21 protein-coding genes are annotated in these 24794 nt (G+C 56.9%); 5 read left to right on the top strand and 16 right to left on the bottom strand.

Annotated elements, in window-relative coordinates; translation table 11 throughout:
- From JRC49_11305 to JRC49_11280, 6 genes are all read right to left on the bottom strand, one after another.
- Entirely contained in the window at window positions 1-1734 is a 1734-nt protein-coding gene (locus tag JRC49_11305) for an ABC transporter ATP-binding protein (protein QTE70385.1), read from the bottom strand.
- Window positions 1735-1886: 152 nt separating this feature from the next.
- Window positions 1887-2501 (bottom strand): TetR/AcrR family transcriptional regulator, encoded by a 615-nt coding sequence (locus JRC49_11300; protein QTE70384.1) that lies wholly within the window; start codon window positions 2499-2501, stop codon window positions 1887-1889.
- A 169-nt stretch (window positions 2502-2670) separates the two neighbouring features.
- Window positions 2671-3417, bottom strand: a complete 747-nt coding sequence (gene gpmA, locus JRC49_11295) for a 2,3-diphosphoglycerate-dependent phosphoglycerate mutase (protein ID QTE72867.1) — start codon at window positions 3415-3417, stop codon at window positions 2671-2673.
- A 151-nt stretch (window positions 3418-3568) separates the two neighbouring features.
- The gene (gene eno / locus JRC49_11290) at window positions 3569-4867 is read right to left on the bottom strand and encodes a phosphopyruvate hydratase (GenBank protein QTE70383.1); all 1299 of its coding nucleotides are present in this window, start codon (window positions 4865-4867) and stop codon (window positions 3569-3571) included.
- A gap of 264 nt (window positions 4868-5131) precedes the next feature.
- The gene (locus tag JRC49_11285) at window positions 5132-7429 is read right to left on the bottom strand and encodes an ABC transporter permease (GenBank protein QTE70382.1); all 2298 of its coding nucleotides are present in this window, start codon (window positions 7427-7429) and stop codon (window positions 5132-5134) included.
- A 73-nt stretch (window positions 7430-7502) separates the two neighbouring features.
- Window positions 7503-8204, bottom strand: coding sequence for an ABC transporter ATP-binding protein (locus tag JRC49_11280; protein ID QTE70381.1), 702 nt, complete (start codon window positions 8202-8204; stop codon window positions 7503-7505).
- A gap of 260 nt (window positions 8205-8464) precedes the next feature.
- Between JRC49_11280 and JRC49_11275 the strand changes: the two genes are divergently transcribed.
- The 5 genes from JRC49_11275 to JRC49_11255 all read left to right on the top strand — a co-directional run bounded on the left by JRC49_11275 (window position 8465) and on the right by JRC49_11255 (window position 14672).
- Window positions 8465-9079, top strand: a complete 615-nt coding sequence (locus JRC49_11275; GenBank protein QTE70380.1) for a TetR/AcrR family transcriptional regulator — start codon at window positions 8465-8467, stop codon at window positions 9077-9079.
- An 82-nt stretch (window positions 9080-9161) separates the two neighbouring features.
- On the top strand, window positions 9162-10925 hold the full coding sequence (locus JRC49_11270; GenBank protein ID QTE70379.1) for an ABC transporter ATP-binding protein: 1764 nt from the start codon (window positions 9162-9164) through the stop codon (window positions 10923-10925).
- Window positions 10918-12654, top strand: coding sequence for an ABC transporter ATP-binding protein (locus tag JRC49_11265; GenBank protein QTE70378.1), 1737 nt, complete (start codon window positions 10918-10920; stop codon window positions 12652-12654). Before JRC49_11270 ends, JRC49_11265 begins: the two co-directional genes overlap by 8 nt.
- A 64-nt stretch (window positions 12655-12718) precedes the next feature.
- A complete protein-coding gene (locus JRC49_11260; GenBank protein QTE70377.1) occupies window positions 12719-13981 on the top strand; it encodes a hypothetical protein in 1263 nt (420 codons plus the stop codon).
- 46 nt (window positions 13982-14027) lie between these two features.
- Window positions 14028-14672, top strand: a complete 645-nt coding sequence (locus tag JRC49_11255; protein QTE70376.1) for an L-2-amino-thiazoline-4-carboxylic acid hydrolase — start codon at window positions 14028-14030, stop codon at window positions 14670-14672.
- Window positions 14673-14745: 73 nt separating this feature from the next.
- Here JRC49_11255 and JRC49_11250 read toward each other — a convergent pair whose 3' ends face one another.
- From JRC49_11250 to JRC49_11205, 10 genes are all read right to left on the bottom strand, one after another.
- Window positions 14746-15381: an L-2-amino-thiazoline-4-carboxylic acid hydrolase gene (locus tag JRC49_11250; GenBank protein QTE70375.1), complete on the bottom strand. Its 636-nt coding sequence runs from the start codon at window positions 15379-15381 to the stop codon at window positions 14746-14748.
- 34 nt (window positions 15382-15415) lie between these two features.
- Window positions 15416-16189, bottom strand: a complete 774-nt coding sequence (locus JRC49_11245; GenBank protein ID QTE70374.1) for a hypothetical protein — start codon at window positions 16187-16189, stop codon at window positions 15416-15418.
- Window positions 16186-16797, bottom strand: coding sequence for a methyltransferase domain-containing protein (locus JRC49_11240; protein ID QTE70373.1), 612 nt, complete (start codon window positions 16795-16797; stop codon window positions 16186-16188). Before JRC49_11240 ends, JRC49_11245 begins: the two co-directional genes overlap by 4 nt.
- Before the next feature lie 12 nt (window positions 16798-16809).
- Complete coding sequence (locus JRC49_11235; GenBank protein ID QTE70372.1) at window positions 16810-17442, bottom strand: L-2-amino-thiazoline-4-carboxylic acid hydrolase; 633 nt, start codon at window positions 17440-17442, stop codon at window positions 16810-16812.
- 266 nt (window positions 17443-17708) lie between these two features.
- Window positions 17709-18995 carry a hypothetical protein gene (locus tag JRC49_11230; protein QTE70371.1) on the bottom strand — a complete coding sequence of 429 codons (1287 nt, stop codon included), beginning with the start codon at window positions 18993-18995 and terminating at the stop codon, window positions 17709-17711.
- 31 nt (window positions 18996-19026) lie between these two features.
- Entirely contained in the window at window positions 19027-19530 is a 504-nt protein-coding gene (locus tag JRC49_11225) for a hypothetical protein (protein QTE70370.1), read from the bottom strand.
- 26 nt (window positions 19531-19556) lie between these two features.
- The gene (locus tag JRC49_11220; GenBank protein QTE70369.1) at window positions 19557-21299 is read right to left on the bottom strand and encodes an ABC transporter ATP-binding protein; all 1743 of its coding nucleotides are present in this window, start codon (window positions 21297-21299) and stop codon (window positions 19557-19559) included.
- Window positions 21300-21301: 2 nt separating this feature from the next.
- A complete protein-coding gene (locus tag JRC49_11215; protein ID QTE70368.1) occupies window positions 21302-23113 on the bottom strand; it encodes an ABC transporter ATP-binding protein in 1812 nt (603 codons plus the stop codon).
- 35 nt (window positions 23114-23148) lie between these two features.
- The gene (locus tag JRC49_11210) at window positions 23149-23928 is read right to left on the bottom strand and encodes a class I SAM-dependent methyltransferase (GenBank protein QTE70367.1); all 780 of its coding nucleotides are present in this window, start codon (window positions 23926-23928) and stop codon (window positions 23149-23151) included.
- A gap of 57 nt (window positions 23929-23985) precedes the next feature.
- Complete coding sequence (locus tag JRC49_11205; protein ID QTE70366.1) at window positions 23986-24777, bottom strand: ZIP family metal transporter; 792 nt, start codon at window positions 24775-24777, stop codon at window positions 23986-23988.
- Between the last annotated feature and the right edge of the window lie 17 nt (window positions 24778-24794).

The following is a 24794-nucleotide window of genomic DNA, read 5'->3' as shown; positions in this document are numbered from 1 at the left end:
TTACGCCTCCTTGATCTTCCAGGCGCTCGCGCTGACGGAGGCATCCCAGAACTTTTTATACTCGGCACAGCCGGACAGGAGCTTATCATGTGTGTCTGCCGCTATGCAGGCTCCGTCTTTCATCACGCAGATCCGGTCCGCGTTCCGGACTGTCGACAGCCTGTGTGCGATCACAAACACCGTCTTGTTCCGGATAATTTCATCAATCGCCTGATTCAGCTTCTCTTCATTCTCCGGATCCATAAAGGCCGTAGCCTCATCCAGCACAATGATCGGTGCGTCCTTCAGGATAGCGCGGGCCAGGGAAATCCGCTGCCGTTCGCCGCCGGAAAGCTGTTTGCCGCCGTCACCCGCCTGGGTTTCAATGCCCTGGGGCAGCCGCTGCAGGAATTCGTCGCACTGTGCCCTGTGCGCAGCCTCCAGCACTTGTTCTCGGGTCGCGGCCGGTTTGCCGATCAGGATGTTTTCATACAGGGTAGTGTTAAACAGGAACTGCTCCTGTGATACGTACGCGATCTGGTCGTTCAGTGCTTCCAGGGACATCTCCGTGATATCCTGCCCGCCGATCCGGATCTTTCCGCTGTCCAGGTCGTAGTAGTGCACCAGCAGCTTGGCCAGCGTCGATTTGCCGCTGCCGGATTCCCCGACCAGCGCCGTTGTGGTTCCCTGTTTCAGGGACAGGCTGACGCCGTGCAGCACTTCCGTATCCTCATAGCTGAAGTGAACGTCCTCAAACGATATATCCCGGTTCTTTCCCGTAAATCCGGCGGTTCCTTCCTTCACCGGGGGATGATCCATCAGCTTCTCCAGCTCCGCAATCTTGTATTCCAGCTGCGGGAATTTCCCCGCGAAGTTCATCGCCTTCAGGAGGGAGGGACCCACGGCGAAGGACATACAGAGCACCAGCACCAGCTTGTCCAGTGCGATGCTTCCCGACAGCACCAGCAGGGCACCCACGGGAAGGATCAGCAGAGCCAGGCAGGGCAGCACGCTGGAATAGGCAGCCATCCACGGCCAGCACACCTTGTACCATGCGATGGTAAAGTCACGATAGCTGCGGACCACGTCCCCGAATTTCCGGTAGGATTCCCCGTCCTTGTTGAATACCTTCACAACCTCCATGCCGTTCACATACTCGACAATGGTGTTGTTCATCCTGGCCGCGGATTCGTAGTAGGCGTTCATTTTGGACATGCCCGCCTTCATCATCATGCTCATGGATATCATGCCCACAACCAGGGGAACCAGGGACAAAAGTCCCAGCTTCCAGCTGACAATGAACATCAGCACAACAATCAGCGCCGGAATGAAGATGTTGGCAATGCCTTCCGGAATCGCGTGTGCCAGCAGCAGTTCAATCTGGTCGATATCATCCGTAAAGACCTTTTTGATCCGTCCGGTGCCCAGTCCCTGTATGTTGCCCAGCGGCTGTTTTTCCAGCTTTCCCTGCAGGGAAACGCGCAGGTTCTTCAGCGTGTTGTAGGCGCTCACATGGGAAAAAGAAAGCCCCTGTACATAAAGAAATGAGAACAGAATCTCGCACACCGCCACCCCGGCCACCCGGATCATGATATAGCCCAGGTCAATGTGTTCTCCCCTGGTAAGCGGCGCGATAATCTGATAAAGGAAATAATACGGAATCACATGGGCCACAATACCCAGCGACATCAGCACGGCCGCCCAGACCGTGTATTTTTTGTATTCCCCGATATACGCAGAAACCTTTTTAAACATTTACTCCTCCTGTTCGCCCGCGGTACGCCTGTGACCCGGGCTTTCTTTCCGTCATTGGATCCCCGTTCCCCTGTTGTCTGTCTTTCTCACCTTCTGTTTATTAGTTAAAACTAACCATTCGTCTTATTTTAAGCCGTCTTTCGACGGCTTAATTATTTCAGACAGATTGCCCCGGCCCAGTCAAAGCACCGGCACAGCACCCGGCAGTGCTCCTCTATTTCCTCCCAGGTCATCCTGTGGATAAAGGGCTCATATACCGCCATCCAGAAGGAGGAGCAAAGCATATGCATCTCGGTTTCGGATATTTCCGCCTCCGCCAGTCCCCTTCTCCTCGTCTCCCGGTAATATTGCATGTAGGCGTCCGTCATCCGGAAGGCAAAATCATGCCCGTAGTTTTCATAGGCAGTTCCGGCGGATTTTTCCAGCAGCAGCACGAAGCCTTCACGGACATCCCACAGCATCCTGAACATGTCCAGGATGGCTTTCTCATCCATAATCCATGTCGCACGCACCTCATCGTCCGTCATCCGGGCAAAATCGATTTCCCGCCGCAGGGTAATAAAGCTGTCCAGCTTCTCCGTCGTTTCCTGCACCACCGCCCGGAAAAGCTCTTCCTTGCCCTTGTACCGTTTATAGACAGCGCCTGTGGTCACGCCCGCGTTATCGCAGATGGTTTTCAGTTCAGCCTTTAAAAACCCGCGGTCCATAAACTCTTTCCGGGCGCTTTCCAGCAGCCTGGGATCAATGCTCGTATCTCGTACCGACATTCGCACCTCTCACTGATAATCCATTTACTGATAATCCGGTTATCGGTGATACTTTAGCACGCCATGTTAGTCTTGTCAAACAACCGGTCAATATCAGGCAACCGCCGCAAACAAGAGCTCCCTGCATTGCCCGATGCAGGGAGCTCTTTCACAACATGTCCTTGCTTGATTACTGCTGTTTTTTGCCCTGGTTCGCCACTGCTTCCATCTTGGCCTTCAGTGCTTCCTGGTCTCCAAGGTAATAGGATCTGATTACCTTGAAATCATCATCAAACTCATAAACCAGCGGGGTTCCCGTCGGAATATTAACCCCGACGATCTCCTCATCGGAGATGTTGTCAAAGTATTTTACCAGGGCCCGCAGGCTGTTTCCGTGAGCCGCGATAATGACGCGCTTACCCTCCTGCATGTCAGGTTTGATCACTTCGTTGAAATAGGGCACCACACGCTCGATTGTGGTCTCCAGGCTTTCATTGGCAGGCAGCAGTCCCTTGTCCACATCACGGTACATCGGCTGTTTCAGCGCGGATCTTTCATCGTCCGCATCCAGGGCCGGCGGCTTGATGTTGAAGGAACGGCGCCAGATCTTTACCTGTTCCTCACCGTACTTTTCAGCCGTCTCCGACTTATTCAGCCCCTGCAATGCGCCGTAGTGGCGTTCGTTCAGCTTCCAGCTCTTGTTCACCGGCAGCCAGGCGCGGTCCATTTCATCCAGGATATGATACAGTGTGTGAATGGCCCGCTTGAGATAAGAGGTGTAGCACACGTCAAAATCATAGCCTTCTTCTTTCAGCAGCTTTCCCGCGTTTTTCGCTTCCTCGTGCCCCTTTTCACTCAGGTCCACATCAGTCCAGCCCGTGAACAGATTCAGCTTGTTCCACTCGCTCTCACCATGCCGTACCAGTACCAGTTTCATCATTCGAATTCTCCTTTCTGTCAGCGCACATTCAGTCTTCTCCCTGATCTGATTATCTTGTTCCTAAAAGCGTTTTCTTCGCTCAGCCATCTGAAATTGAACAATCCGCCGGTATTCTCCGGCGGACTGTCAGATAACCGGTATCAAAAACTTACTTCTTCACCTGGAAAGCGTCGAATCCGGGATAGACGGCGTTCGCACCCAGGCTTTCCTCAATGCGCAGCAGCTGGTTGTACTTTGCCACGCGCTCGGAGCGGCTGGGAGCACCCGTCTTGATCTGCCGGGTATTCAGTGCCACGGCCAGGTCCGCAATGGTGGTATCCTCCGTCTCACCGCTGCGATGGGAGGTGACGGCGGTATATCCGGCCTTGTGGGCCATCTTGATGGCTTCCAGCGTCTCAGAAACAGAACCGATCTGATTCAGCTTGATCAGGATGGAGTTGGCGCAGCCCAGCTTGATACCCTTGGCCAGGCGCTCCGTGTTGGTCACGAACAGGTCGTCGCCCACCAGCTGCACCCTGCTGCCCAGCTTCGCGGTCATCTTCTGCCAGCCTTCCCAGTCTTCCTCATCAAGGCCATCCTCAATGGAAATGATCGGGTACTTGTCGATCAAAGACTCCCAGTGGGCAATCAGCTCATCGGAGGTGAAGTCCTTGCCGGACTTGGGCTGATGATAATAACCCTTGCCCTTCTCGCTCTTCCATTCGGAGGAGGCGGCGTCCATGGCCAGCACAAAATCCTTGCCGGGTTCATATCCGGCGTCTTTCACAGCCTGCAGGATATGCTCAATCGTATCCTCGTCGCTCTTCAGGTTGGGAGCGAAACCGCCTTCATCGCCGACGGCGGTGGTCTCGCCTTCAGCCTTCAGCAGCTTCTGCAGGGCGTGGAACACTTCTGTGCACATACGCAGGCCTTCGCGGAAGGAGGAGGCACCCGCGGGCATAATCATGAATTCCTGCGTGTCCACAGAGTTGGAGGCATGCGCGCCGCCGTTGAGGATATTCATCATGGGAACCGGCAGGTTGTTGCCCTGCACGCCGCCCAGGAACTGGTGGAGGGAAACGCCCAGCGCTTCGGCGGCAGCCTTCGCGGCCGCGATGGAAACCGCCAGGATGGCGTTGGCGCCCAGGTTGGACTTATCTTTGGTACCGTCGGCCTTCAGCATGGCGCCGTCCACGGCGTAAGTGTCCCGGGCGTCGATGCCCTGGAGCACGTCGTTAATCATGGTATTGACGTTATTCACAGCCTTGGAAACGCCCTTGCCGCCGAACCGGCTCTTATCGCCGTCCCGGAGCTCCAGTGCTTCAAATTCACCGGTGGAAGCGCCGGACGGAGCCGCGCCGCGTCCGATAATGCCATTGGCGAGGGTTACCTCCGCCTCAACGGTAGGATTGCCGCGGGAGTCAATGATCTCGCGCCCTGTAACTTTTGTGATGGAGAAATTGTTCAAAGCTGATTCATCCTTTCCTGCTGTTTTGATTCAAAAAACCGGACGCCCAGGACAGAAGTGGAAGAGACCTGGACGCCCGGCCCTAAGTTGGTGGAAGAGGCCATCTTCCGGGAGGTATACTATCATCCGTTGTTAGTCATGTCAAACTCTTGACCATAATTCGTCTAAATCAGACAAACACACAATACAAAAACCCGGACCCTTTCGGATCCGGATAATTGTTTAACTAAATATAATTATGAATTATGAATTGTGAATTATGAATTATTCTTCCGTCTTCAGCGCCGCGACCATATCAATATTTCGGTTCTTCCGGGCTACCATCAGGCCCACAATCAGGGAAACGCCGAAGGTCAGCACAATGGAAAGCAGATAGGTTCCCGGACCCAGTGTCAGCTTCATCTCATATTCCGAAGCCAAAGCCGTCAGCAGGTACTGCAGCACGCCCACACCTGCCGGCAGGCCGATCAGGATACCGATCACCGTCAGCCACAGGTTCTGGCTGATCAGCAGCCGGCCGATCTTGCTGTTCTTGAAGCCGACCACCTTCAGCGTTGCCATCTCCCGGTACCGTTCCGTGTAGCTCATCACGCCCAGGTTGTACAGCACCACAATGCCCAGCGCCACCGCCGCAATCACCAGCAGCCAGATCATCTTGTTCATCAGGTCAACGAATGTCTCAAAGGAATCCATGATCGCCTGTTTGCTCTGGGTGTTCAGGATCCGGTCATTGTCTTCAATCTCTGCCGCGTCTGTAAACACCGCGTTAATCGTGTAGCTAACGCCGGTATTATCCGCATAGGCTTTCGTCATCATGATGCTCTCAGTCAGGCATTTATAAATGCCCGCAACAGGTACGGTGTAGCTTTCATCCGTGCCGTAGGGCGAGAAAGTAATCTCATCCCCGACAGCCACACCCGCCGCCGTTGCGACCCGCTCGGCGATGTAGGCGCCGTCGTCCCCCAGGGACGTAATGTTCATCTCCCCGTCCGCGAACCGGATCTTGTCATGGGTGATCTCATAAACCTCCAGCGTATATCCTTTATCGCCGATCTGCACGCTGCGCTGTGCCACCCAGTCGCCGTCATATTTCTCCGCCAGTGCGGCCGCTTCTTCATTGGTCACGTTCTCCGCGTCCAGGTTGATCCTTGTGGTGTAGTTGTAGGCCTGGTCAAAGAACACGTCCATAAAGGATGCCAATGTGTCCTTCATGCCCATGCCGCCCACAAGCAGCACCATGCAGCCCACCACGCCGAAAAGCGTCATCCAGGACCGGGATTTATGCCGCAGCAGGTCCCGCAGGTTCCATTTGATCCCGAAGCCCAGGGCTTTGAACCGCTTTGTTTCCTCCACAGCCAGGTGCTTCATCCGTTTGGGTGTATAAGGCCGAAGCGCGTCCGCCGCTGTGCCCTGCAGCATCTTCCGCACGGAAAGGAAGCCGATCAGGGTCAGGAATACATTGATCAGCACAATCACCAGCCAGCTGAAGGGCGGTGCGAACAGCGTCCAGTGCAGCATATCCAGGTAGGTAGCCATGGCGCTGTCCGGATTCAGGATGAACCAGCCCAGCCCGTAGCCGATGGCGATGCCCAGCACTGATCCGATCAGTCCGATGATCAGGGCATAGGAGGTATAGTGCGTCAGGATCCGCTTATTCTTGAATCCCAGCGCCTTCATCGTACCGATCTGCCGTTTTTCACTGGCCGTGATCCGGTGCATGGTGGTCACCATGGTCAGGATGGCAATAGCCAGGAACAACACCGGCAGGATGGAACCCATGGTCTTGCCTTCATCCACCTCACCCTGGGCTTCCGACCAGGTAAAGGTTTCATCCCTGGACAGCACCAGCAGCGTCCGGCCCAGCGCCTCGTCCAGCTTTTCCACAAAGTCCGCCTTCTCCAGGCCGCTCTTCACGTTCAGCTGCATATACAGCGATCCGCCGATGAACATCTTCGCCATGGCAGGGATCGCGTTGTCCATCATCTTCGGGGAGATGAAACCGAAACCGTGGGAGTTGTAGTCCGGCATCATCTGGGTCTCGTCCGGCAGGCAGATCAGGTATTCGCTGGACTTGACCAGGCCCTTCACGGTGCCGGTCACCTCGATCATCTTGTAGGTCAGGCTCAAACTGTCGCCAACCTGAATACCGTTTGCTGCGGCATAACGGTCTGAAAGCCAGATCCCGTCCTCGCTTTCCGGGTCATATTCTTCCCCGGAGGTCACCAGCAGGCCGGATACCTTCGGGTTCTCCACCACCGTCATGGCCAGGGTATCTTCCGTCCCCTTCACCGCCGTTATCACGGACAGGTACCGGGTGGCGTCCTCCACCCCGTCAATGGCCAGCACCTTCTGCAGGTCTTCCTCGCTGAAGGCTTTCTCGGCATAGATCCGGTAATCCGCATAACCGGTCGCGTCATAAATCTCTGTCAGGTTCTTTTCCAGGCTGTACCATTCAATATTGAATCCCAGGAACACTCCTACCCCAAAGGCAATCATCAATACCATGGAGATAAACTGTGCCTTGTACCTCCACAGCGTCCTGAATAACTTCTTTACAAGCATAACAATCCCTCATCAGTAAACTATTAATTCTGAATTCTGAATTCATAATTCTGAATTTCGAAGAAGCGGACTGTTACCAGTCCACTTCTTCGACCGTCAGCGGCTTTTCCTGTTCTTCGCAGGACTTGATCTTTCCGTTCTTCACCCGGATCACCACATCCGCCATCTTCGCGATGTTCTGGTTATGCGTCACAATGATGATCGTCTTCTTCATATCCCGGGCCATGGATAAAAGCAGCTTCAGCACCATCACGCCCGTCTCGGAATCCAGTGCGCCGGTAGGTTCGTCACACAGCAGGATCTGCGGGTTCTTGGCCAGCGCCCGGGCAATGGATACCCGCTGCTGTTCGCCGCCGGACAGTTCGGACGGAAACTGATGAATGTGATCCGCCAGGCCTACTTCCCGCAGCATGTCATGGCTGCTCAGCGGATTGGTGGCAATTTCCTTCACCAGGGCTACGTTCTCGATCACCGTCAGCGTCGGGATCAGGTTATAGCTCTGGAACACAAAACCCACGGTTTCCGCCCGGTAATCTGCCAGCTCGTTCTCCGTCAGGGTGGAAATGTCTTTTCCGTTCACAATAATGGTCCCCTCTGTCGGACTGTCCAGGCCGCCCAGCAGGTTCAGCAGCGTGCTCTTTCCGGCGCCGCTGGGTCCGAGAATCACAATGAACTTTCCCTCTTCCAGGGAAAGATCCACATGATCCAGCGCCCGCTGTTCATGATCACCGTTCCGGTAAACCCGGGAAACATTCTTCAGTTCCACGATACTCATTGGTTCGTCTCCTTTGTGCTTGTTAGATATGGCTAACCATAGGCCCTAAAAAAACTGCTCTCTGTCGATTTCTTTTCAGAGATCAGTTTCCACGGTGTTAGCCGTGTCTAAAATTGTATACCATACAGGGCGAAATTTGTCAAGTGCAAACGTTTGAAATTAGAAAATTCTAATTTTAGTGTTGACAGACCGTCCTGAACCGTGTATTCTGTCTGCCGTAAGTGAACAGTGTTCGCTTAAATCTGAGAGGAGGCGTCTCCATGGCTCGCGACAAATCCGCCCATCATGAAATGATCATTGCGGCAGCCCGGGAGGAGTTCATGACTTACGGTTTTACAGACGCCTCCATGCGGCGCATCGCCGCGGCCGCGGGCATGAGCGTCGCCGGCCTGTACAAGCACTTTACCGGCAAGGAGGAAATGTTCGCCGCCCTCGTGGAACCTGCCTGCCAGGGGCTGATCAGCCTCTACCGGCTGGAGGAGGCCGAAGAACAGGCAGCCCTGCAGACCGAATCCCTGGGGGATAAATGGAGCCAGGGCGGGGACGCGAAAATGGCCATGATCTTTATCTATGACCATCTGGACGCTTTCCGCCTGCTGATCTGCAAATCCGCCGGCACCCGGTATGAATCCTTCCTGCATGATCTGTCGGAGGCAGAGGAAAAAATCACCCTGGATATGATGTCTCTCCTGCGGGAACAGGGGATGCCGATCAGGGAAGTGGATCCGGAGGAGTTTCACCTGCTCGTCACCGCCAATATCGACGCTGTCTTCCAGGCGGTCATCCATGATTTCTCCCGGGAACAGGCCATGCATTACGCCGATACCCTGGACGCATTCTTTGCCCGGGGCTGGCAGGTACTTTTCGGCTACTGAGCCCCTTTATTCTTCGTAACATCGGGGCGTTTTTTTTCGCCCTTGTTGTTAGACAATTCTAACTTAGGAGGTCGATCTTCCCATGGCAAAACAGGCAAAAGCCCGTAAACGCAGCACCTTCAGCTGGGTGATGGAGTTTGCGGGCACCCGCAGGAGCAGTTACGTCATCAGCGTGCTGCTGGCAATCGCCAATGTGGTCTGCGGTTTCATTCCCTTTCTCTATCTGGCCAACATCGTCCGGAGGCTGCTGGAAGGTACAGCGGATTTCTCCTACTGCCTCTCGCAGGTCCTGTATATGGGTCTGTTCTGGGTGCTGAGCCGGCTGTTCCACACCTTCTCCACCACAATGTCCCATAAAGCCACCTTTGAGGTGCTTGCAGGCATCCGCCGGCAGCTGACGAGAAAACTGGCCCGGATGCCCCTGGGCGACGTGCTGGATGAATCCTCCGGCACCTATAAAAACATCATCGTGGAGCGGGTGGACTCCATGGAGACAACCCTCGCCCACATGATTCCGGAAGTCACCTCCAACCTCCTGATCCCCTTTGTGATCTTCGGTTATATGGTCAGTATCGACTGGCGCCTGGCGCTGCTTTCCCTGCTGACGGTGCCGGTAGGCTTCGCCTGCTTCGCCCTGATGATGCGCGGCATGAAGGAAGACTATACAAACACCATCGTCAAAACCAAGGCGCTGAACGATACCGCCGTGGAATACATCAACGGCATTGAAGTCATCAAGGCCTTCGGCAAGGCAAAAACCAGCTATGACAAGTTTGTGACCGCTGCAAAGGAAGGCTCCGACTGCTTCGTTCAGTGGATGCGCCGCTGCAACGTTTACCAGAACACGGCTATGGCCGTCCTGCCGGCTACCCTGCTGCCCCTGCTGCCCTTCGGCGTGAGCTATTTCATGAACGGCTCCGTCACCGCGCCGGACCTGGTCATGCTGATCATCCTGGCCATGGGCCTGATCACGCCCTTTATCATGGCCTCCAACTACATGGATGACCTGAGCAAATGCGGCACCATCATCGGCGAGGTAACCACCATCCTGACCAAGCCGGAGCTGAATCGTCCGGAACGGCTGACCGAAGCGCCCAAGGGCACCACGATCTGCCTGAACGATGTGCACTTTGCCTATAAGCAGGAAGAAGTGCTCCACGGCGTCAGCCTGACCATCAGAGAAGGCACCGTGAACGCGCTGGTCGGTCCCTCCGGTTCCGGCAAGAGCACCATTGCCAAGCTGATCTCCTCCTTCTGGGATGTGGACTGCGGCAGCATCACCTACGGCGGCACGGATATCCGGAAAATCCCCCTGGATACCTACCAGAAAGAGATCGCCTACGTTTCCCAGGACAATTACCTCTTTGACATGAGCGTTATGGAAAACATCCGCCTGGGCAATCCCATGGCCACCGACGCGGAAGTCATGGACGCGGCAAAGGCCTGCGGCTGCCATGACTTCATCGTGAATCTTGAAAACGGATACCAGACCGTCTGCGGCGGTGCCGGCGGCCACCTGTCCGGCGGCGAACGCCAGCGCATTTCTATCGCCCGGGCCATGCTGAAGGACGCCCCCGTGGTCATCCTGGACGAAGCCACTGCCTATACCGATCCGGAAAACGAAGCGCTGGTCCAGCAGAGCGTCGCGAAGCTGGTCCGGGGCCGTACGCTCCTGGTCATCGCCCACCGCCTGTCCACCATCGCCTCCGCGGATCAGATCATCCTGATCAACAACGGCCGCGTCGAAGCGTCCGGAACCCAGCAGGAGCTGCTGGATCACTGCGATCTGTACCGGAGCATGTGGCATGCTCATATTGCCGCGAAGGAGGCTGAGGACGTTGCTTAAGATCCTGAAGGAATACTTTGATTTCTGTAACCGGGAGGACCGGAATAAATTCTACCTGGCCGTTGTGCTGGGCGTGCTCCGGGCCATGTTTTCCGCCCTGCGGATCACCGCCGTCGCGGTCATGGTCCAGGGACTTATCGAAGGTCAGCTGACCTCACGCCACCTGTGGCTCTCCTTTGGCATCATGGCGGTCTCCGTCATCGGCCAGATCCTGATTACCCTCAAAACCACCATGCTCCAGTGTGAAGCCGGCTATCACTCCTGCTGCCACAAACGCATTGAAATTGCCGAGCACCTGCGTTACCTGCCCATGGGCTTCTTCAACCGCAACTCCCTGGGCGCCATTACCAACGTCACCACCAACACCATGGAATCCCTGGCGGACGTGGCCGCCCGCATCGTCATGGTCACCACCCAGGGCATCCTGACCACCTCTGTGATCGCCGTCTTTGTCCTGTGCTTTGACTGGCGGATCGGCCTGGTCCTGGTGGCCGGCATCCTGCTCTTCCTGCTGTTCAACTCCATCATGCAGAAGGCGACCATTCCGCTGGCTTCCCGCAAGCACCGGGCGGATGAGAACCTGGTTTCCCAGGTGATCGAATATGTGCAGGGCATTGCCGAAGTCAAGAACTACTCCATGACCGACAGCCGCGCCCAAAAGCTGGACGCCGCCATCAATGAGAAGAGGGACACCGACACCGCGGTGGAATTCACCGTCATGCCCTGGGTCACCATCCAGAACATCACCACCAAGCTGACCGGCATGCTGATGAGCATTCTCTCCCTGAAGTTCTATTTTGACGGCACCATGCCGCTGCTCTACTGCATCATGATGATGATTTCCGCCTTTATGGTCTTTGAAAGCCTGGAAGCCATGGGTTCCTTCTCCGCCCTGCTGCGGACCGTTCACGTGGCCGTAACCAAAACCAGGGAGATCATGGATATGCCGCCCATGGATATCGACGGTGCGGATATCACTCCTGCCAAACGGGATATCGAACTCAGGAATGTGGACTTCTCCTATGACAGGCGGAAGATTATCGACGGCGTATCCCTGACCATTCCGGAAAAAACCACCACCGCCTTCGTCGGTCCCTCCGGCGGCGGCAAAACCACCCTCTGCCATCTCATGGCCCGCTTCTGGGACGTGCAGGGCGGCCAGGTGCTCCTGGGCGGCCGGAACGTGAAGGACTACAGCTTCGATTCCCTGATGAAGAATTTCAGCTTTGTGTTCCAGAACGTTTACCTCTTTGAGGATACCATTGCCAACAACATCCGCTTCGGCGAGCCGGGCGCTTCCATGGACCGGGTCATCGACGCGGCAAAGAAAGCCCGCTGCCATGACTTCATCATGGCTCTTCCGGATGGTTACGATACGGTCATCGGTGAGGGCGGCGCCAGCCTGTCCGGCGGTGAAAAGCAGCGCATCTCCATCGCCCGGGCCATCATGAAGAACGCCCCGATCATCATCCTGGATGAAGCCACCGCCAACGTGGATCCGGAAAGCGAAACCGAGCTGACCGCCGCCATTGAAGCCCTGACAAAGGAAAAGACCATTATCATGATCGCCCACCGGCTCAAGACTGTCCGCAACGCGGATCAGATCTTCGTGGTGGATAACGGACAGATCGTCCAGCACGGCACCCATAATGAGCTGATCAGAAAGAACGGTATTTATAAAACCTTCGTGGAAGGCCGGCAGGAAGCGGCCTCCTGGAAGATTGCCTGATTCCCGGTGTCCCCGCGAAAGCGATGACATACAAACTATTTCCATAAAAGGAGGAAGTACCTCAATGAAAAAACTGTTTTCCATCCTGCTTGCCCTGACGCTGGCGCTGGGCATGAACGCGGCCTTTGCCGAAAGCAGCCCCTATGCCGGCGGAACCGGCACCGCTGAAGATCCTTACCAGATCGCCACCGCGGAGCAGCTGCTGGCCCTCTCCGCGGCCGTGAATGACGGCAGCGTGAACGGCTATCCCGGAACCTATTTTGTTCTCACAGAGGATATTGACCTTGCCGGCGTTGCCTGGCAGCCCATCGGTCATCTGGACATTGAAAACCAGAACAACATGAGCGTCATGTTCATGGGCGTCCTGGACGGCCAGGGCCACACCGTCTCCAACATGACCTTCAATTCCGATTACCCCGTCTGCGGCGTCGGAATCGTGGGCATCAACCTGGGAGGCGAGGTTAAGAACCTGAACGCGAAGAACATCAATGTCAACTGCACCCATGAGTTCTCCATGGCCATCGGCGATGTGGTCGGCTTCAATATGGGCGGTTCCGTTCATGACATCACCCTGACCGGTGAAAACAGCGTCGCGGGCATCAACTGCATCGGCGGAATCGTCGGCGGCAACTCCGGCGGTACTGTGGCCAACTGCACCGTGGAAGGCACCACCGTCCGCGTCCTGGGCGACAATGACTTCTCTTCCGGCCGCATTATCCAGTGCGATATGGCCGAATGCGGCGGCCTGGTCATCGGCGGCGGCCTCGGCGGCTCCATTGACAACTGCACCGCCCAGGGCAAGGTGATCGCGGAAGGCAACGAGCCCGTCGGTATGGGCGGCATTGCCGGCTGCCTGCAGATGATGGACACCGTCACCAACTGCACCGCGGATGTGGAAATCACCAGCGCTAAGGGCGGCCATGCCATCGGCGGCCTGTGCGGCTATGCCGGCACCCATTCCAACGGAAACATCATTGCGGAAAAGGAAGGCATTGTCACCACCAAGTATCCCGGAATCATTGACAACTGCAATGTGACCGTCAAAATGGATATCCCCGGCGCCACCCACGTAGGCGGCCTGGTAGGAACCGGCCTCTTCTTCTTCGGTGAGGATTCCGCCTTCAAGGTCACCAACTGCTCTGTCAAGGGTTCCATCACCGGTGCCGTCACTCCCGGTGCCGTGGCCGGCCGTGCCGTGAACAGCACGATTGAAAGCTGCAGCGCCGATGTGACCCTGGACGGCGAAGCGCTGGCAGCGGAAGTCGGCGAAACCACCGTTCCCTATGAAAGCGACGAGCAGGGCGAAGAGGCTGAAGACGCGGCCTGATCAGGCTCCTGTTTCCAAACAGTAAAAGCAAAAGAGGCGGACCAAAATGATGAAATACAAAGGGCTGTACCTGCGGCTGTTCTCCGTACTCCTCCGGAAACCGCTTCGGGAAGCCTACGGTAAGGAAACCACTCGCCGGGCGCTGAAAAATGCGCCCGGCATTTACCGGGAAATGCTCACCCAGGTGGACGACATCGGCGCGGATAACCCCATGGCCAGCAACATCTATATGTGCTTTGTCCTCATGGCTGTCTGGAAAGCTGCGGGCGGCGCCATCACGCCGGACGGCTTCCGTCCCGTAATCCGGAATATGGTCAAAACACCCCTGGTCACAAAGATCCTGGGCAAGCGGGATATGAACAAGCCGGAAGACCTGGCGCAGTCCTGGAAAGGGCTTTATGAAAAGAAAGAGTGGGCGGACAACCGTCCTCAGTACCGGGATAAAACCTGGGATTACAACATTGATAAAACAAAGCACCGGGACGGTGTATATTATTACTTCACCAACTGCCCGCTCAACAATTACGCACGGAAATACGGGTATATGGAAATCCTGCCCGTCTGCTGTGAGCTGGATTACCTGATCACCGAAGCAAACCACGCAGTTCTGCATCGGGACCAGACCCTGGCTTCCGGCGGAACCATGTGCGATTACTGGGTGGTTCCCGACAAAATCAAAGATCCCCGGTGAAACCGGAGCAAAAAAACGTACCGGTACGGTCCTTCCGATCGTGCCGGTTTTTTTCTTCTGTTTTCCTGTCCGGTCAGACGCTTTCAAACCTTTCCCAGCCGTCTCCGGCGTCCGTTTTATGGCGGATGAAGTCAAAGTCGCAGCAGTCCCCGCCCTGGCAGAGGGTTTTCGTCCTCCTGAAATCCGTATAGGGCAGCTTCCCGAAGTTGATCACGTCTGAATGGCAGAACATCGCGCCCAGTTTCATCAGGTTCCGCTCGCTGAAAATGTGCCAGTACACACATTCCCGGCATTCAAAGTGGAACCGGTCTTTCGGATCCTCCTCCAGGTGCCAGGTGTATTGCCAGCCGGCGCCGCTGCCGTGCCGGAATCCGAAGGGCAGGATCTTTTTCATCATCGGAAGGAAAAAGGACCGCCGGGCCATCTTCCGGTAGGATTCCGGCGTCAGGGCACCCCACATGGTTTCGGATATAATCCGGTAGGCTTCCGGCTCGCTTTTCCTGTGCATCTGCAGCACTTCGTACAGGGCGATGGTGGTCAGGATCTGGGCAATATGCTTATAGTTGCCCCTGTCGCACCACTTTTCCTCTTCCTTCAGCAGCACCAGCATCCGGCTGTAAACATCCTGCCGGACCTCCTCCGGCAGCGTCGGGAACAACTTTTTATACCGGCTGATCTTCACCAGGTTCTCCGGTGTATAGGCTTTCATGCCTGTCCTCCATCATTCTGAATTTCGTTTCGGTTTACCGCATGCATGCCGCAATGGCGTCCAGCACCGGCTGCCGCCACTGTTTCTGGAACAGCCAGGCTTCATGCTGCATGTCGAACCGCAGCAGTTCCGGATCCCGGAAATGCTGCAGGTACCGCTTTTCGTATTTCGGCCCCATCTTCAGGGCATAGATCACATGCACCTTTGTGCCCTCCGCGTGGAGGTCGTTCCCCAGGGGCGTCACGTAGTCGGAGTAGTATTCCCGGCCCACCGTTTTCGGGTGCAGCGAGGCGATGCTCTGCGCAAACTGCTCCATAAAGTCGTTCGTCTCTGCGTCGTTGTCCACGCCAAAGGCTTTCACCAGCAGCTTCTTCAGCTTTTCCTTCTTTTTTTCGCTCTTTCCGGCATTTCCGATCAGGCGGCCCACAAGCCCCGTCATGATCCTGCCGACAAGCGGACTCCCCTGGTCCAGGTCGGATCCGCCGATGAACACATGGTCCATGTGGATCCTTCCCCGCTCCAGCAGCAGCCCCGCGAAGCTTCCGCCCAGGGAGGAACCGTAGGCGCCGTCCACCCGGCCGCCGTGGTTTTCCAGGATATAATCCTCAATCTTTTTCGTCACGGTCAGCATGTCGGTAAACGGCTTGCTGCTGTCCCCGTCGAATCCGTCATAGTTGACGCAGATCAGATGGTACTGTGCCTTCAGGTCCTCCAGCACCTCACGGAAATTGATCTCCCAGGTGCAGCCCGTCCCCGGCAGCAGCACCAGGGTCTTTCCTGACCTGTTTCCCGTCTCGGTGATCTTCATTTCTTCTCCGCCTCCCGGCATTCCGTGTACATCAATGCGATCCGCGCCGCCATTTCCTTGCTGAATTCCACCTTCCAGCCGTTATCCTCCAGGAACTTCAGGTATTCCTGCGCGGACCACTGGTGCTCAAACCGGATTCCCGCAATCCGCAGGATCCGGGACCAGATGCGGCTGCCCAGGGTCCCCTTATGCTCCACAAACGTCGGGGCAATCAGCAGTCCGCCCGGCCGCAGCACGCGGCTGATCTCCCGCAGCGCCTTCTGCGGATCCGGCACAATGTGCAGGGCGTTGGCAATCAGCACCGCGTCAAAGCTGCCGTCGGCGTAGGGCAGGCTCATGGCGTCCGCCACCTCAAATTCCAGGTTGGCAGGCCGCGGTCCTTTCTTTGCCTCGGCGATCATGCCGTCGGAATAGTCCGTGGCGATCATCCGCCTGGCCGCCGGCGCCACATGCCTGGCCAGCAGTCCGGGGCCGGTGGCAATCTCCAGCACTTCCATACCCCGGATCTTCTGCGGGATGCGCTCATACATAAAGTTGTATATCTTCTGATCCGCCTTCATCGCCTGTTTATAGATCGGCGCGTACAGGTCCCAAATCTTTTTCTTCATGGCAGCACGTCCTCAGTTCAGTTTTTTATATCCGCAGTCGCAGTACGGCCCGCCGGACGCCAGGGTGTATTCCCGCACAAACCGGCTTGCTCCGCTCGCGTCCGCCATGGTGTAGTCCAGCCTGCACATGGCCGGAACGTATTCATAAAGGTTCAGTTCCTTCATCAGCCGGCAGATCCCGCACCGGAAGAACCTGGCCTCGTACCCGGAGCCGTCCTGATACGGAATGTATATCATGTTCCAGGAATAGGGATTCCGGTCCGCCGCCCGAAGCGCTTCCGTCTTCTTCATTCCCTCAATGTCCTTTGCGGTAAACTTCTTCCTGCCGGAAAGCCGGCAGAAGAAGCGCATGGCGGGAATCATCATGGACCGGTTGTAAAACTCCGTCATCTGTTCCATGGTCGGCTTTGGATGCATATGCAGGCAGAAAGCTGAAAAAAGGGCGCAGTTCACAATATTCATTTTGAACCGGTCTCCCTTTTCAAATTCGGGCAGTCTCCGGATCAGCATCCGGTAATCCTTTTTTGCCTTTTCCGTAACTTCCCCGGCCTTTTCCCGGTCATACCCCAGCACGTCGCCCAGGTTTTTCCGGAAGGATTTTCTGAACAGCGTCCACATGCCTGCCGGCATTCCCGCGTATCTCATTTTTCCTGTGCCTCTTTCTGTTCCGTTCTTTTCCCAGTCCTGCTTGTTATATATGCCTATATTTTCCCGTTCGCAGCCGGTTCCTGCTTTATTCCCTGTCGCTGGCAGGACTCATTCTTTAATCATTAGTTTAAACTAACATCATAGGAGTATAGCACTCTTTCCGGGGAAAAGAAAGGGGCTTTCGCACAGAAAAAAGAGAATTTCAGAAAAAAAGGGCGCCGCCCGTCACAGGCGGCGCTCCTCCCGGTCATGCCGGATTGTGCTTACTGCATTTCAGAAACCTGGGCCACCGTTTTCGCGTCGGTGTATTCGGAGCCGTCCGCCAGGAAAATCTTCACGTCCGCGGTACTGTTGATGCTGTCCGCCGCGATTCCGGTTTCCGTGATGTCCAGGATTTTGCCGTCGGCACCCGTAAACTGGCTGCCGACCGCCTGGCCGAGCAGGAGACCCGTGGCGTTTTCAGCCGGGTTTTCCGCGTCTGTGGATATTTTTACGTTTACAGCCTTGCAGCCGTCAATCAGGAAGCTCTGGGGCGTGCCTCCCTCGGAAAATCCGCCGCCGACAAAACCGCCGACGAAGGGCACGCCGTCCGTAATGCTGATTTCCACATTTTCCACTGTGCAGCCGCTGATCTGCATCCGCTTTGCGTCCGGTCCGGCCAGCACGTTGCCGCAGGCGCCGGTCAGGCCGCCGACGTAGGAGCCCTTGCCGCTGACGGTAATTTTGCTGTCCGTCACCGCGCAGTTCTTCACATACCATTCGTCGGGATTGTAGTCATCCAGGTTGACGCAGCCGGACAGGCCACCGATCCAGGCGCCTTCCGTCATACCGAAAGCCGGGACCTCGCCCAGCACAGCGGTGAGCGTGGAATTCCGGACCGTGCAGTTCTCCAGCGCGGGCTTGGAGAAGCCGCCGCCGAAAATGCCGGAGTTGCCGCCGGGCGCGGCTGTAATGTCGGTGTTTTCCACGCTGCAGTTCACGCAGGCGGAGCAGGTCAGGCCGCCGATCAGGCCGCCGGCCATCACCATGGTGCTTTCCACGCTGTTGCGGTCCGCCGCGGTCAGGTTCACATTGTCCAGCGTGCAGCGGAACGCGTATCCCACCACGCCGCCGACCAGCATGTTGCCCTTGACCCGGATATCCTTCACCGTCAGGTTCTTCACCGTACCGCCTTCGCCCACGCAGGGGAACAGGCCGACGCCGAAGAAGTGCGCCCCGTCTTCGGTGGCGTCAATCGTCAGGTTGGAAATCGTATGGCCGTTTCCGTCAAAGTTTCCCGTAAAGGCGTATTCCGCTACCGGATCCTCGCCTTCCTCGCTCTTTTCGTCCATCATATAGGCGCCGATCATGGGGAAGTTTTCATAGCCGGAAAGGTCGATATCCGCGGTCAGCACATAGCTGCCCGCCAGGTCGTTGTTCACCGCGATCAGGTCTTCCGCCGTGGCAATCTCCCTGACAGCCGTTTTTTCGGCGGCCTCCGCCGCCGCGCCGCCCGCGGCCAGGGTCAGGGCCAGGACCATGGCGGTCATCAGACTCAGCAGTTTTTTCATCAGAATATACTCTCCTTTTGTTTGAATATTTTCAGCAGAACAGCCCGGTCAGCAGGCCGATGCCTGCCACGAACAGTCCCGCCAGGGGACACATCACCAGGGTCCACATCAGTCCGTGTTCCGGAATGGCCAGCGTTTTCAGCCATTCCTTCCGTTCCCATCCCCTGCAGCCCTCCGCTCCTTTGATCATATGGGTGATCCTCTGCGGCAGGATGCAGTCCAGGATGATGAAATCGGTAATGCTTACCATGGTCATTTCCGCATAGCCTGCCCAGAACAGCGGCCAGAAGCCGGTCATTCCCGCCATCCGCCCGCTGACGCCCCAGAAGAGAACCAGCAGGATATACAGCGGGTGCAGGATCCATTTCATGATCCGTACGTCCTTCTTCTCCACATACGGTGCGGCTGCTTCTTTAATGTCTTTGGGAAACATGGTGCTGTAAGCCTGGGGCACCACCAGGAAGCCCAGCAGCGCCACCGCGTTGAAAACCGCGGCCATCGTAAGCCCGTCCAGGATAATCCGGGGCCAGTTCATTCTCTATTCCCCCCTTGCCGGTCCGGTCAGATGCTCCATTCCGCACCGGCTGTCTGCAGCCGGGTCATGCGGCGGAACAGGCCGTCTTCCTTCTTCAGCAGTTCTGCGGGGCTGCCTTCCTCGGCCACCTTGCCGTCGGCCAGCACCACAATTTTATCCGCAGCTTCCACCGTGCGCATCCGGTGGGCGATCACCAGTACCGTCTTTCCCGTCAGCAGGCGGGACAGGGCACCCTGCACCTTTGTTTCGTTCTCCACATCCAGGGAGGCCGTTGCCTCGTCCAGCAGGACGATGGGCGCGTTCTTCAGCAGTGCCCGGGCAATGGAGATCCGCTGGCGTTCACCGCCGGAAAGCTTGGCGCCGTTTTCACCGATCGGCGTGGCATAGCCGTTGGGCAGTTTGTCCACAAACTCGTCACAGTTGGCCGCCTTCGCCGCTGCCAGTACTTCTTCGTCCGTGGCGCCGTATTTGCCAAGCCGGATGTTTTCCATCACGGTGTCATCAAACAGCACCACATCCTGGAACACCATGGAATAATCGCTCAGCAGCACTTCCGGATCAATGCCTCCAATGTCAACGCCGCCCACCAGGATTTCTCCCCTGTCAGCGTCCCACAGCCGGGCCGCCAGCCGGGCGCAGGTGCTCTTGCCGGAGCCGGAAGGGCCGACCAGCGCCGTAACCTCTCCCTCCCTGGCGGTAAAGCTGACGCCGCTGAGCACCTCCTGGTTGTCATAGGCGAAGCTGACGTTGCGGAATTCGATATCGTGACCCCCTGGCATGAACACTTCCGTACCTTCCGCTGTCGGGGTATCGTGCACCTCCTGCAGCCTGTTCGCGGACACCTGGGACACAAACATCTCAGCAATCAGCGCCAGTGCCTGGTCAAAAGGCGCGTAAATCCGGGTAATGGCCAGCAGGAACATGAACAGCTGCATGAAGTCAATCTGTCCGGAAAGGATCATCCCCGTACCGGTCAGGATGGTGGTCGCCACGCCCAGGCGCATAATGACACCAGCCAGGTTAACAAAGATCCCGATGGTCAGTTCGCCCTTGATCTGGACCTTTTCGCTCCGGTCGATCTTTCCGTTCAGTTCCTCCAGAAAGCGCTCTTCCCGGTTGGTTGCCCGGATTTCCCGGATGTTCTCCAGAGTTTCCTGGATACCGTCAGCCACCTGCACAGCGGCCTTCTTATGGTTTGCAGACTGGGCTTTGTGTACCTTCCGGCTGCCGAAGAGCAGGAGGAAGGCGACCGGCACACCCCACAGGCAGGCAAGCGCCATTTTCCAGTTGTAGATCAGCATCCCCGCTGCGATCACCGTTGTGGAAATCCAGGAGCCGTAAAGGTAGCTCAGGCAGTGGGACCACACGTGCTCCAGCCGGTTCACATCCCCCATCAGGGTCTCCGTCAGGTCCGCCAGATCCCTCTTTCCGAAATATCCCAAAGGCAGCCGGCGCAGGCGTTCCGCCAGGCCGATCCGTGCGATTTTCACCTCGCCGTATACCAGGCCGTAGGTTGCTTTGTACTGCTGCAGGTGCGCCAGGTAGGAAATCAGCAGGAAAACCGCCGTAACGCCGGTAAACAGCAGCGCGTTCGGAAGCGGTGTTCCTTTTGTCAGCGTATTCATAAAGCCGGTCATCAGCAGGTAAAGAATGCTCATGCCGGAGATCACGATCAGGTTCACAACCACCGTCCAGGCCGTTCCCTTTTTGATATTCCTGATACCGTTGTCCGTCAGTGCATATTTCCGCTGTACATTCTTCCAGAACATGTTCATTTCGCCTCCCCTTCGGTCGTAATCCGCCACGCGGCCGCCTGGTTGTAGTCCGCCCACATCCGGGCATACAGGCCGCCGGCTTTGACCAGTTCGGCATGGGTACCGCTTTCCACAGCCTGTCCTTCGTTCAGTACGATGATCCTGTCCGCGTTCACTACCGTGGAAAGCCTGTGGGCGATCATAATCACCGTCCGTCCTTTGGTCAGGGTGGCAAACGCCTTCTGGATCAGAACCTCATTCTCCGGATCGGCAAAGGCTGTCGCCTCATCCAGCACCACAATCGGCGCATCCTTGAGGATCGCCCTTGCCAGCGCCACGCGCTGCTGTTCTCCGCCGGAAAGATAGGTGCCTTCCGAACCGATCAGCGTATCCACACCCTGCGGCAGTTTGGCAATGATATCATCACACTGGGCAGCTTTCAGCGCAGCCATGGCTTCTTCACGGGTAGCCTCCGGCCGGGAAGCCCGGACGTTCTCCAGGATGGAGGTCTTGAACAGCCGGTTGTTCTGGAACACAAATGCCACCTGGTCCATCAGCACGTGAGGATCCATCTTCCGCACGTCCACGCCGCCGACCTCCACCGCGCCGCCGGTTACGTCCCAGAAGCGGGGAATCAGGCTGGCGGCTGTGGTTTTACCGCCGCCGGACGGGCCTACCAGCGCCACCGTCTGTCCGGGTTCCACCCGGAAGGATACGTGAGACAGTGCCGGCAGTTCCGCCCCGTCATAGGTAAAGGAAACGTCTTTGAATTCCACGGTATTATCCTTCGGGTTCTTCGGGCTGGCCGGAACGGTCAGTACAGGGGCGCCCATCACCTCATTGATCCGCGTAAGCGCGTTGGTGGCCTGCATCATACCGCTGGCCATGAACATGATCCGCGCAAGCGCCGTGGAGATAATGGCGGAGAAAACCGCATAAAAGGCAAAGTTCGTCACAAAGTCCGCGAAGTTTCCGCTTTTCAGGGCGGAAGGGGCAATCAGCAGTGCCGCGGGAACCAGGAAGGCGAACGCAGCCTCCGTAAAGGTCAGGTTCGCGGCCTGGGGCTTGCTGCACGCGCCGCAGGAGAAATCCTCCGCCTTTTTGCTGTAATCCTCGATGGCCTGCCGGAAGGCCCTGAAGGAATAAACCGTCTGCTGGAAAATCTTCACCACGGGAATACCCCGAACGTACTCCGTACCGGCCTTGCTGATGTAATCCTGGGCTTTCTGGTAATCCGCGATCATCTTCGCGTTCTTTCCGCCCATCATGCGGGACATGGCCGCGATGGAAATCACTGCCGCCAGCAGGCACGCGCCGCCCATGCGCCAGTCGAAAACAAACATCAGCACCAGCATGGAAACAAACATGGCTATCGTGCCGACGATATCCGCCAGGTTGTGGGCCAGCAGCGTCTCTGTCTCCGCAGCTGCCCCGTCCAGGCGGTTCCGGAGCAGGCCGGACGCATTGGAATCAAAAAAGCCCAGCGGCGCCTTCATCAGGTGCGCCATGCCCTGTTTCCGGATATTGCTTGCCGTGCGGAAGGCCGCCAGGTGGGTGCACATCAGCGCCGCGAAATATACCAGGATGCCGCCCACCATGGCGGCAAACGCCAGCCAGCCGTACCGGGAAATGCCGGCAGCCCTCGTCCACTCCGGCGCCACGGCAATCAGGTCCCGCATTCCCAGCCAGATACAGAAATACGGAACCATTCCCAGCACCATGGCCGCACCGGAAAGCCCCATACCCAGCCAGGTCAGCTTCCGGTAGCTGCCCGCGTATTTCAGGAGTGCCGCCACATCATTCTGCTTTTTCCCTTGTTTTGAGCTCATCGTTCCCTCTCCTTTTCCCTTTCCGGGAGTATGGTTTACTTTTTCCCGATCAGCAGGGCCGATCCGCCCAGGCCCATCCAGCCTGCTTCGCCTTTTTTCATGAATTTGCCGTTCGTCGTGCCAATCAGCTCCGCTTTCTCATATCCCAGGTCTTTCAGCTTTTTCACAAAAGCGTTCATGTCGCCGTATTTGGAAACGGACATAATATCGTGAATCACGAAGGTGCCGCCCTTCTTCAGCGTCCGCAGCGTCTCCAGCAGGATCGCCTGCCGGTCGCCCGGGATGTTGTGATAAACGTAATTGCTGGTGACAGCGTCAAAGGTTTCATTCGGGAATTCCAGCCGGGTCGCGTCCCCCTGCCGGAAGCTCACATTCTTTACGCCTTCCGCCCGGGCGTTATCCTCGCACAGCTTTCTGCTGAAGGAGGCGTATTCCTTTCCCCAGCGGTCAACGCCGATCACGGCTGCGTCCGGATTCCGTTTGGCCACGGCAATGGACAGGGCGCCGCTTCCGCAGCCCACATCCAGGCATTTCCCGCCCTTGGGCACCTTGACGTATTCCGCCGTTCCCTCGATGATCTGGCGGGACATCCGGCGTTTTCCATGGTAGTCAAAAGCCCGGTACATCATCACCGACCAGATCGAAAGGCCCAGGAAAACCAGTGCCAGCACGCCAAACACAATCATCAGGACTGTCCTGGCCGTTCCCTGGGCCAGCAGTGCTGCAAGTACCAGCACAGCGCACAGTCCCAGGAAAGCAAAGTTGAATCCCCGTACCATTCCCTTAGGCATCCAGTTCTTATAATCAGGTTTCATCTTCGGTTCCCTCTCACTTAATTGTTCATTTTTCATTTTTCATTCTTCATTCGTTCTTTATCCCAGCGCCACGTCCAGCGCCATCATCAGCGTAAAGCCGAAGGAAAACATCAGCACCCCGATGTCTGAGTGTTCCCCGGCGGACATCTCCGGAATCAGTTCTTCCACCACCACATAGATCATGGCGCCCGCCGCGAAGCTGAGCAGGTAAGGCATGGCCGGCACGATCAGCGACGCGGCCAGGATGGTCAGCACCGCGCCGATGGGTTCCACCGCTCCGGACAGCACACCGTCCAGGAAAGCCTTCCCCTTATCCTTGCCTTCCGCCCGCAGGGGCATGGAAATAATCGCTCCCTCCGGGAAATTCTGGATTGCGATACCCAGGGCCAGCGCCAGTGCGCCGCCCGCGGTAATCTCCGCGGATCCGGAAAGCAGTCCGGCATAAACCACGCCCACCGCCATTCCCTCCGGAATGTTGTGCAGCGTCACAGCCAGTACCATCATGCTGGTCCGGGCCAGGCGGGTCCTGGGTCCTTCCGCCTTTTCCGCGAACATGTGCAGGTGCGGAATTACCTTATCCAGCAGCAGGAGAAACAGAATGCCGATCCAGAAACCGGCCGCCGCCGGCAGGAAAGCCCATTTCCCCATTCCTTCCGCCTGCTGCATCGCCGGGATCAGCAGGCTCCATATGGAAGCCGCGACCATGACTCCGCCCGCAAATCCGGTCAGTGCGCGCTGCACATTCTGCTTCAGGTTTTTCCTCATGAAAAACACGCAGGCAGAACCGGCAGCGGTTCCCGCAAAGGGAATCAGCAGGCCCAAAATCACATCAGCGGACCATCCGTTCATTGCTTGACATCCTCCTT

This window comes from Clostridiales bacterium FE2011 (assembly GCA_017569305.1).
Classification (GTDB): domain Bacteria; phylum Bacillota; class Clostridia; order Christensenellales; family Aristaeellaceae; genus Aristaeella.
This window is presented reverse-complemented; position numbering and strand designations above follow the sequence as displayed.

Coding starts and splice junctions, on each gene's coding strand:
- JRC49_11305 (QTE70385.1), bottom strand. CDS start 1,734: ATGTTTAAAAAGGTTTCTGCGTATATCGGGGAATACAAAAAATACACG.
- JRC49_11300 (QTE70384.1), bottom strand. CDS start 2,501: ATGTCGGTACGAGATACGAGCATTGATCCCAGGCTGCTGGAAAGCGCC.
- gpmA (QTE72867.1), bottom strand. CDS start 3,417: ATGAAACTGGTACTGGTACGGCATGGTGAGAGCGAGTGGAACAAGCTG.
- JRC49_11285 (QTE70382.1), bottom strand. CDS start 7,429: ATGCTTGTAAAGAAGTTATTCAGGACGCTGTGGAGGTACAAGGCACAG.
- JRC49_11280 (QTE70381.1), bottom strand. CDS start 8,204: ATGAGTATCGTGGAACTGAAGAATGTTTCCCGGGTTTACCGGAACGGT.
- JRC49_11275 (QTE70380.1), top strand. CDS start 8,465: ATGGCTCGCGACAAATCCGCCCATCATGAAATGATCATTGCGGCAGCC.
- JRC49_11270 (QTE70379.1), top strand. CDS start 9,162: ATGGCAAAACAGGCAAAAGCCCGTAAACGCAGCACCTTCAGCTGGGTG.
- JRC49_11260 (QTE70377.1), top strand. CDS start 12,719: ATGAAAAAACTGTTTTCCATCCTGCTTGCCCTGACGCTGGCGCTGGGC.
- JRC49_11255 (QTE70376.1), top strand. CDS start 14,028: ATGATGAAATACAAAGGGCTGTACCTGCGGCTGTTCTCCGTACTCCTC.
- JRC49_11250 (QTE70375.1), bottom strand. CDS start 15,381: ATGAAAGCCTATACACCGGAGAACCTGGTGAAGATCAGCCGGTATAAA.
- JRC49_11245 (QTE70374.1), bottom strand. CDS start 16,189: ATGAAGATCACCGAGACGGGAAACAGGTCAGGAAAGACCCTGGTGCTG.
- JRC49_11240 (QTE70373.1), bottom strand. CDS start 16,797: ATGAAGAAAAAGATTTGGGACCTGTACGCGCCGATCTATAAACAGGCG.
- JRC49_11235 (QTE70372.1), bottom strand. CDS start 17,442: ATGAGATACGCGGGAATGCCGGCAGGCATGTGGACGCTGTTCAGAAAA.
- JRC49_11230 (QTE70371.1), bottom strand. CDS start 18,995: ATGAAAAAACTGCTGAGTCTGATGACCGCCATGGTCCTGGCCCTGACC.
- JRC49_11225 (QTE70370.1), bottom strand. CDS start 19,530: ATGAACTGGCCCCGGATTATCCTGGACGGGCTTACGATGGCCGCGGTT.
- JRC49_11220 (QTE70369.1), bottom strand. CDS start 21,299: ATGTTCTGGAAGAATGTACAGCGGAAATATGCACTGACGGACAACGGT.
- JRC49_11215 (QTE70368.1), bottom strand. CDS start 23,113: ATGAGCTCAAAACAAGGGAAAAAGCAGAATGATGTGGCGGCACTCCTG.
- JRC49_11210 (QTE70367.1), bottom strand. CDS start 23,928: ATGAAACCTGATTATAAGAACTGGATGCCTAAGGGAATGGTACGGGGA.
- JRC49_11205 (QTE70366.1), bottom strand. CDS start 24,777: ATGAACGGATGGTCCGCTGATGTGATTTTGGGCCTGCTGATTCCCTTT.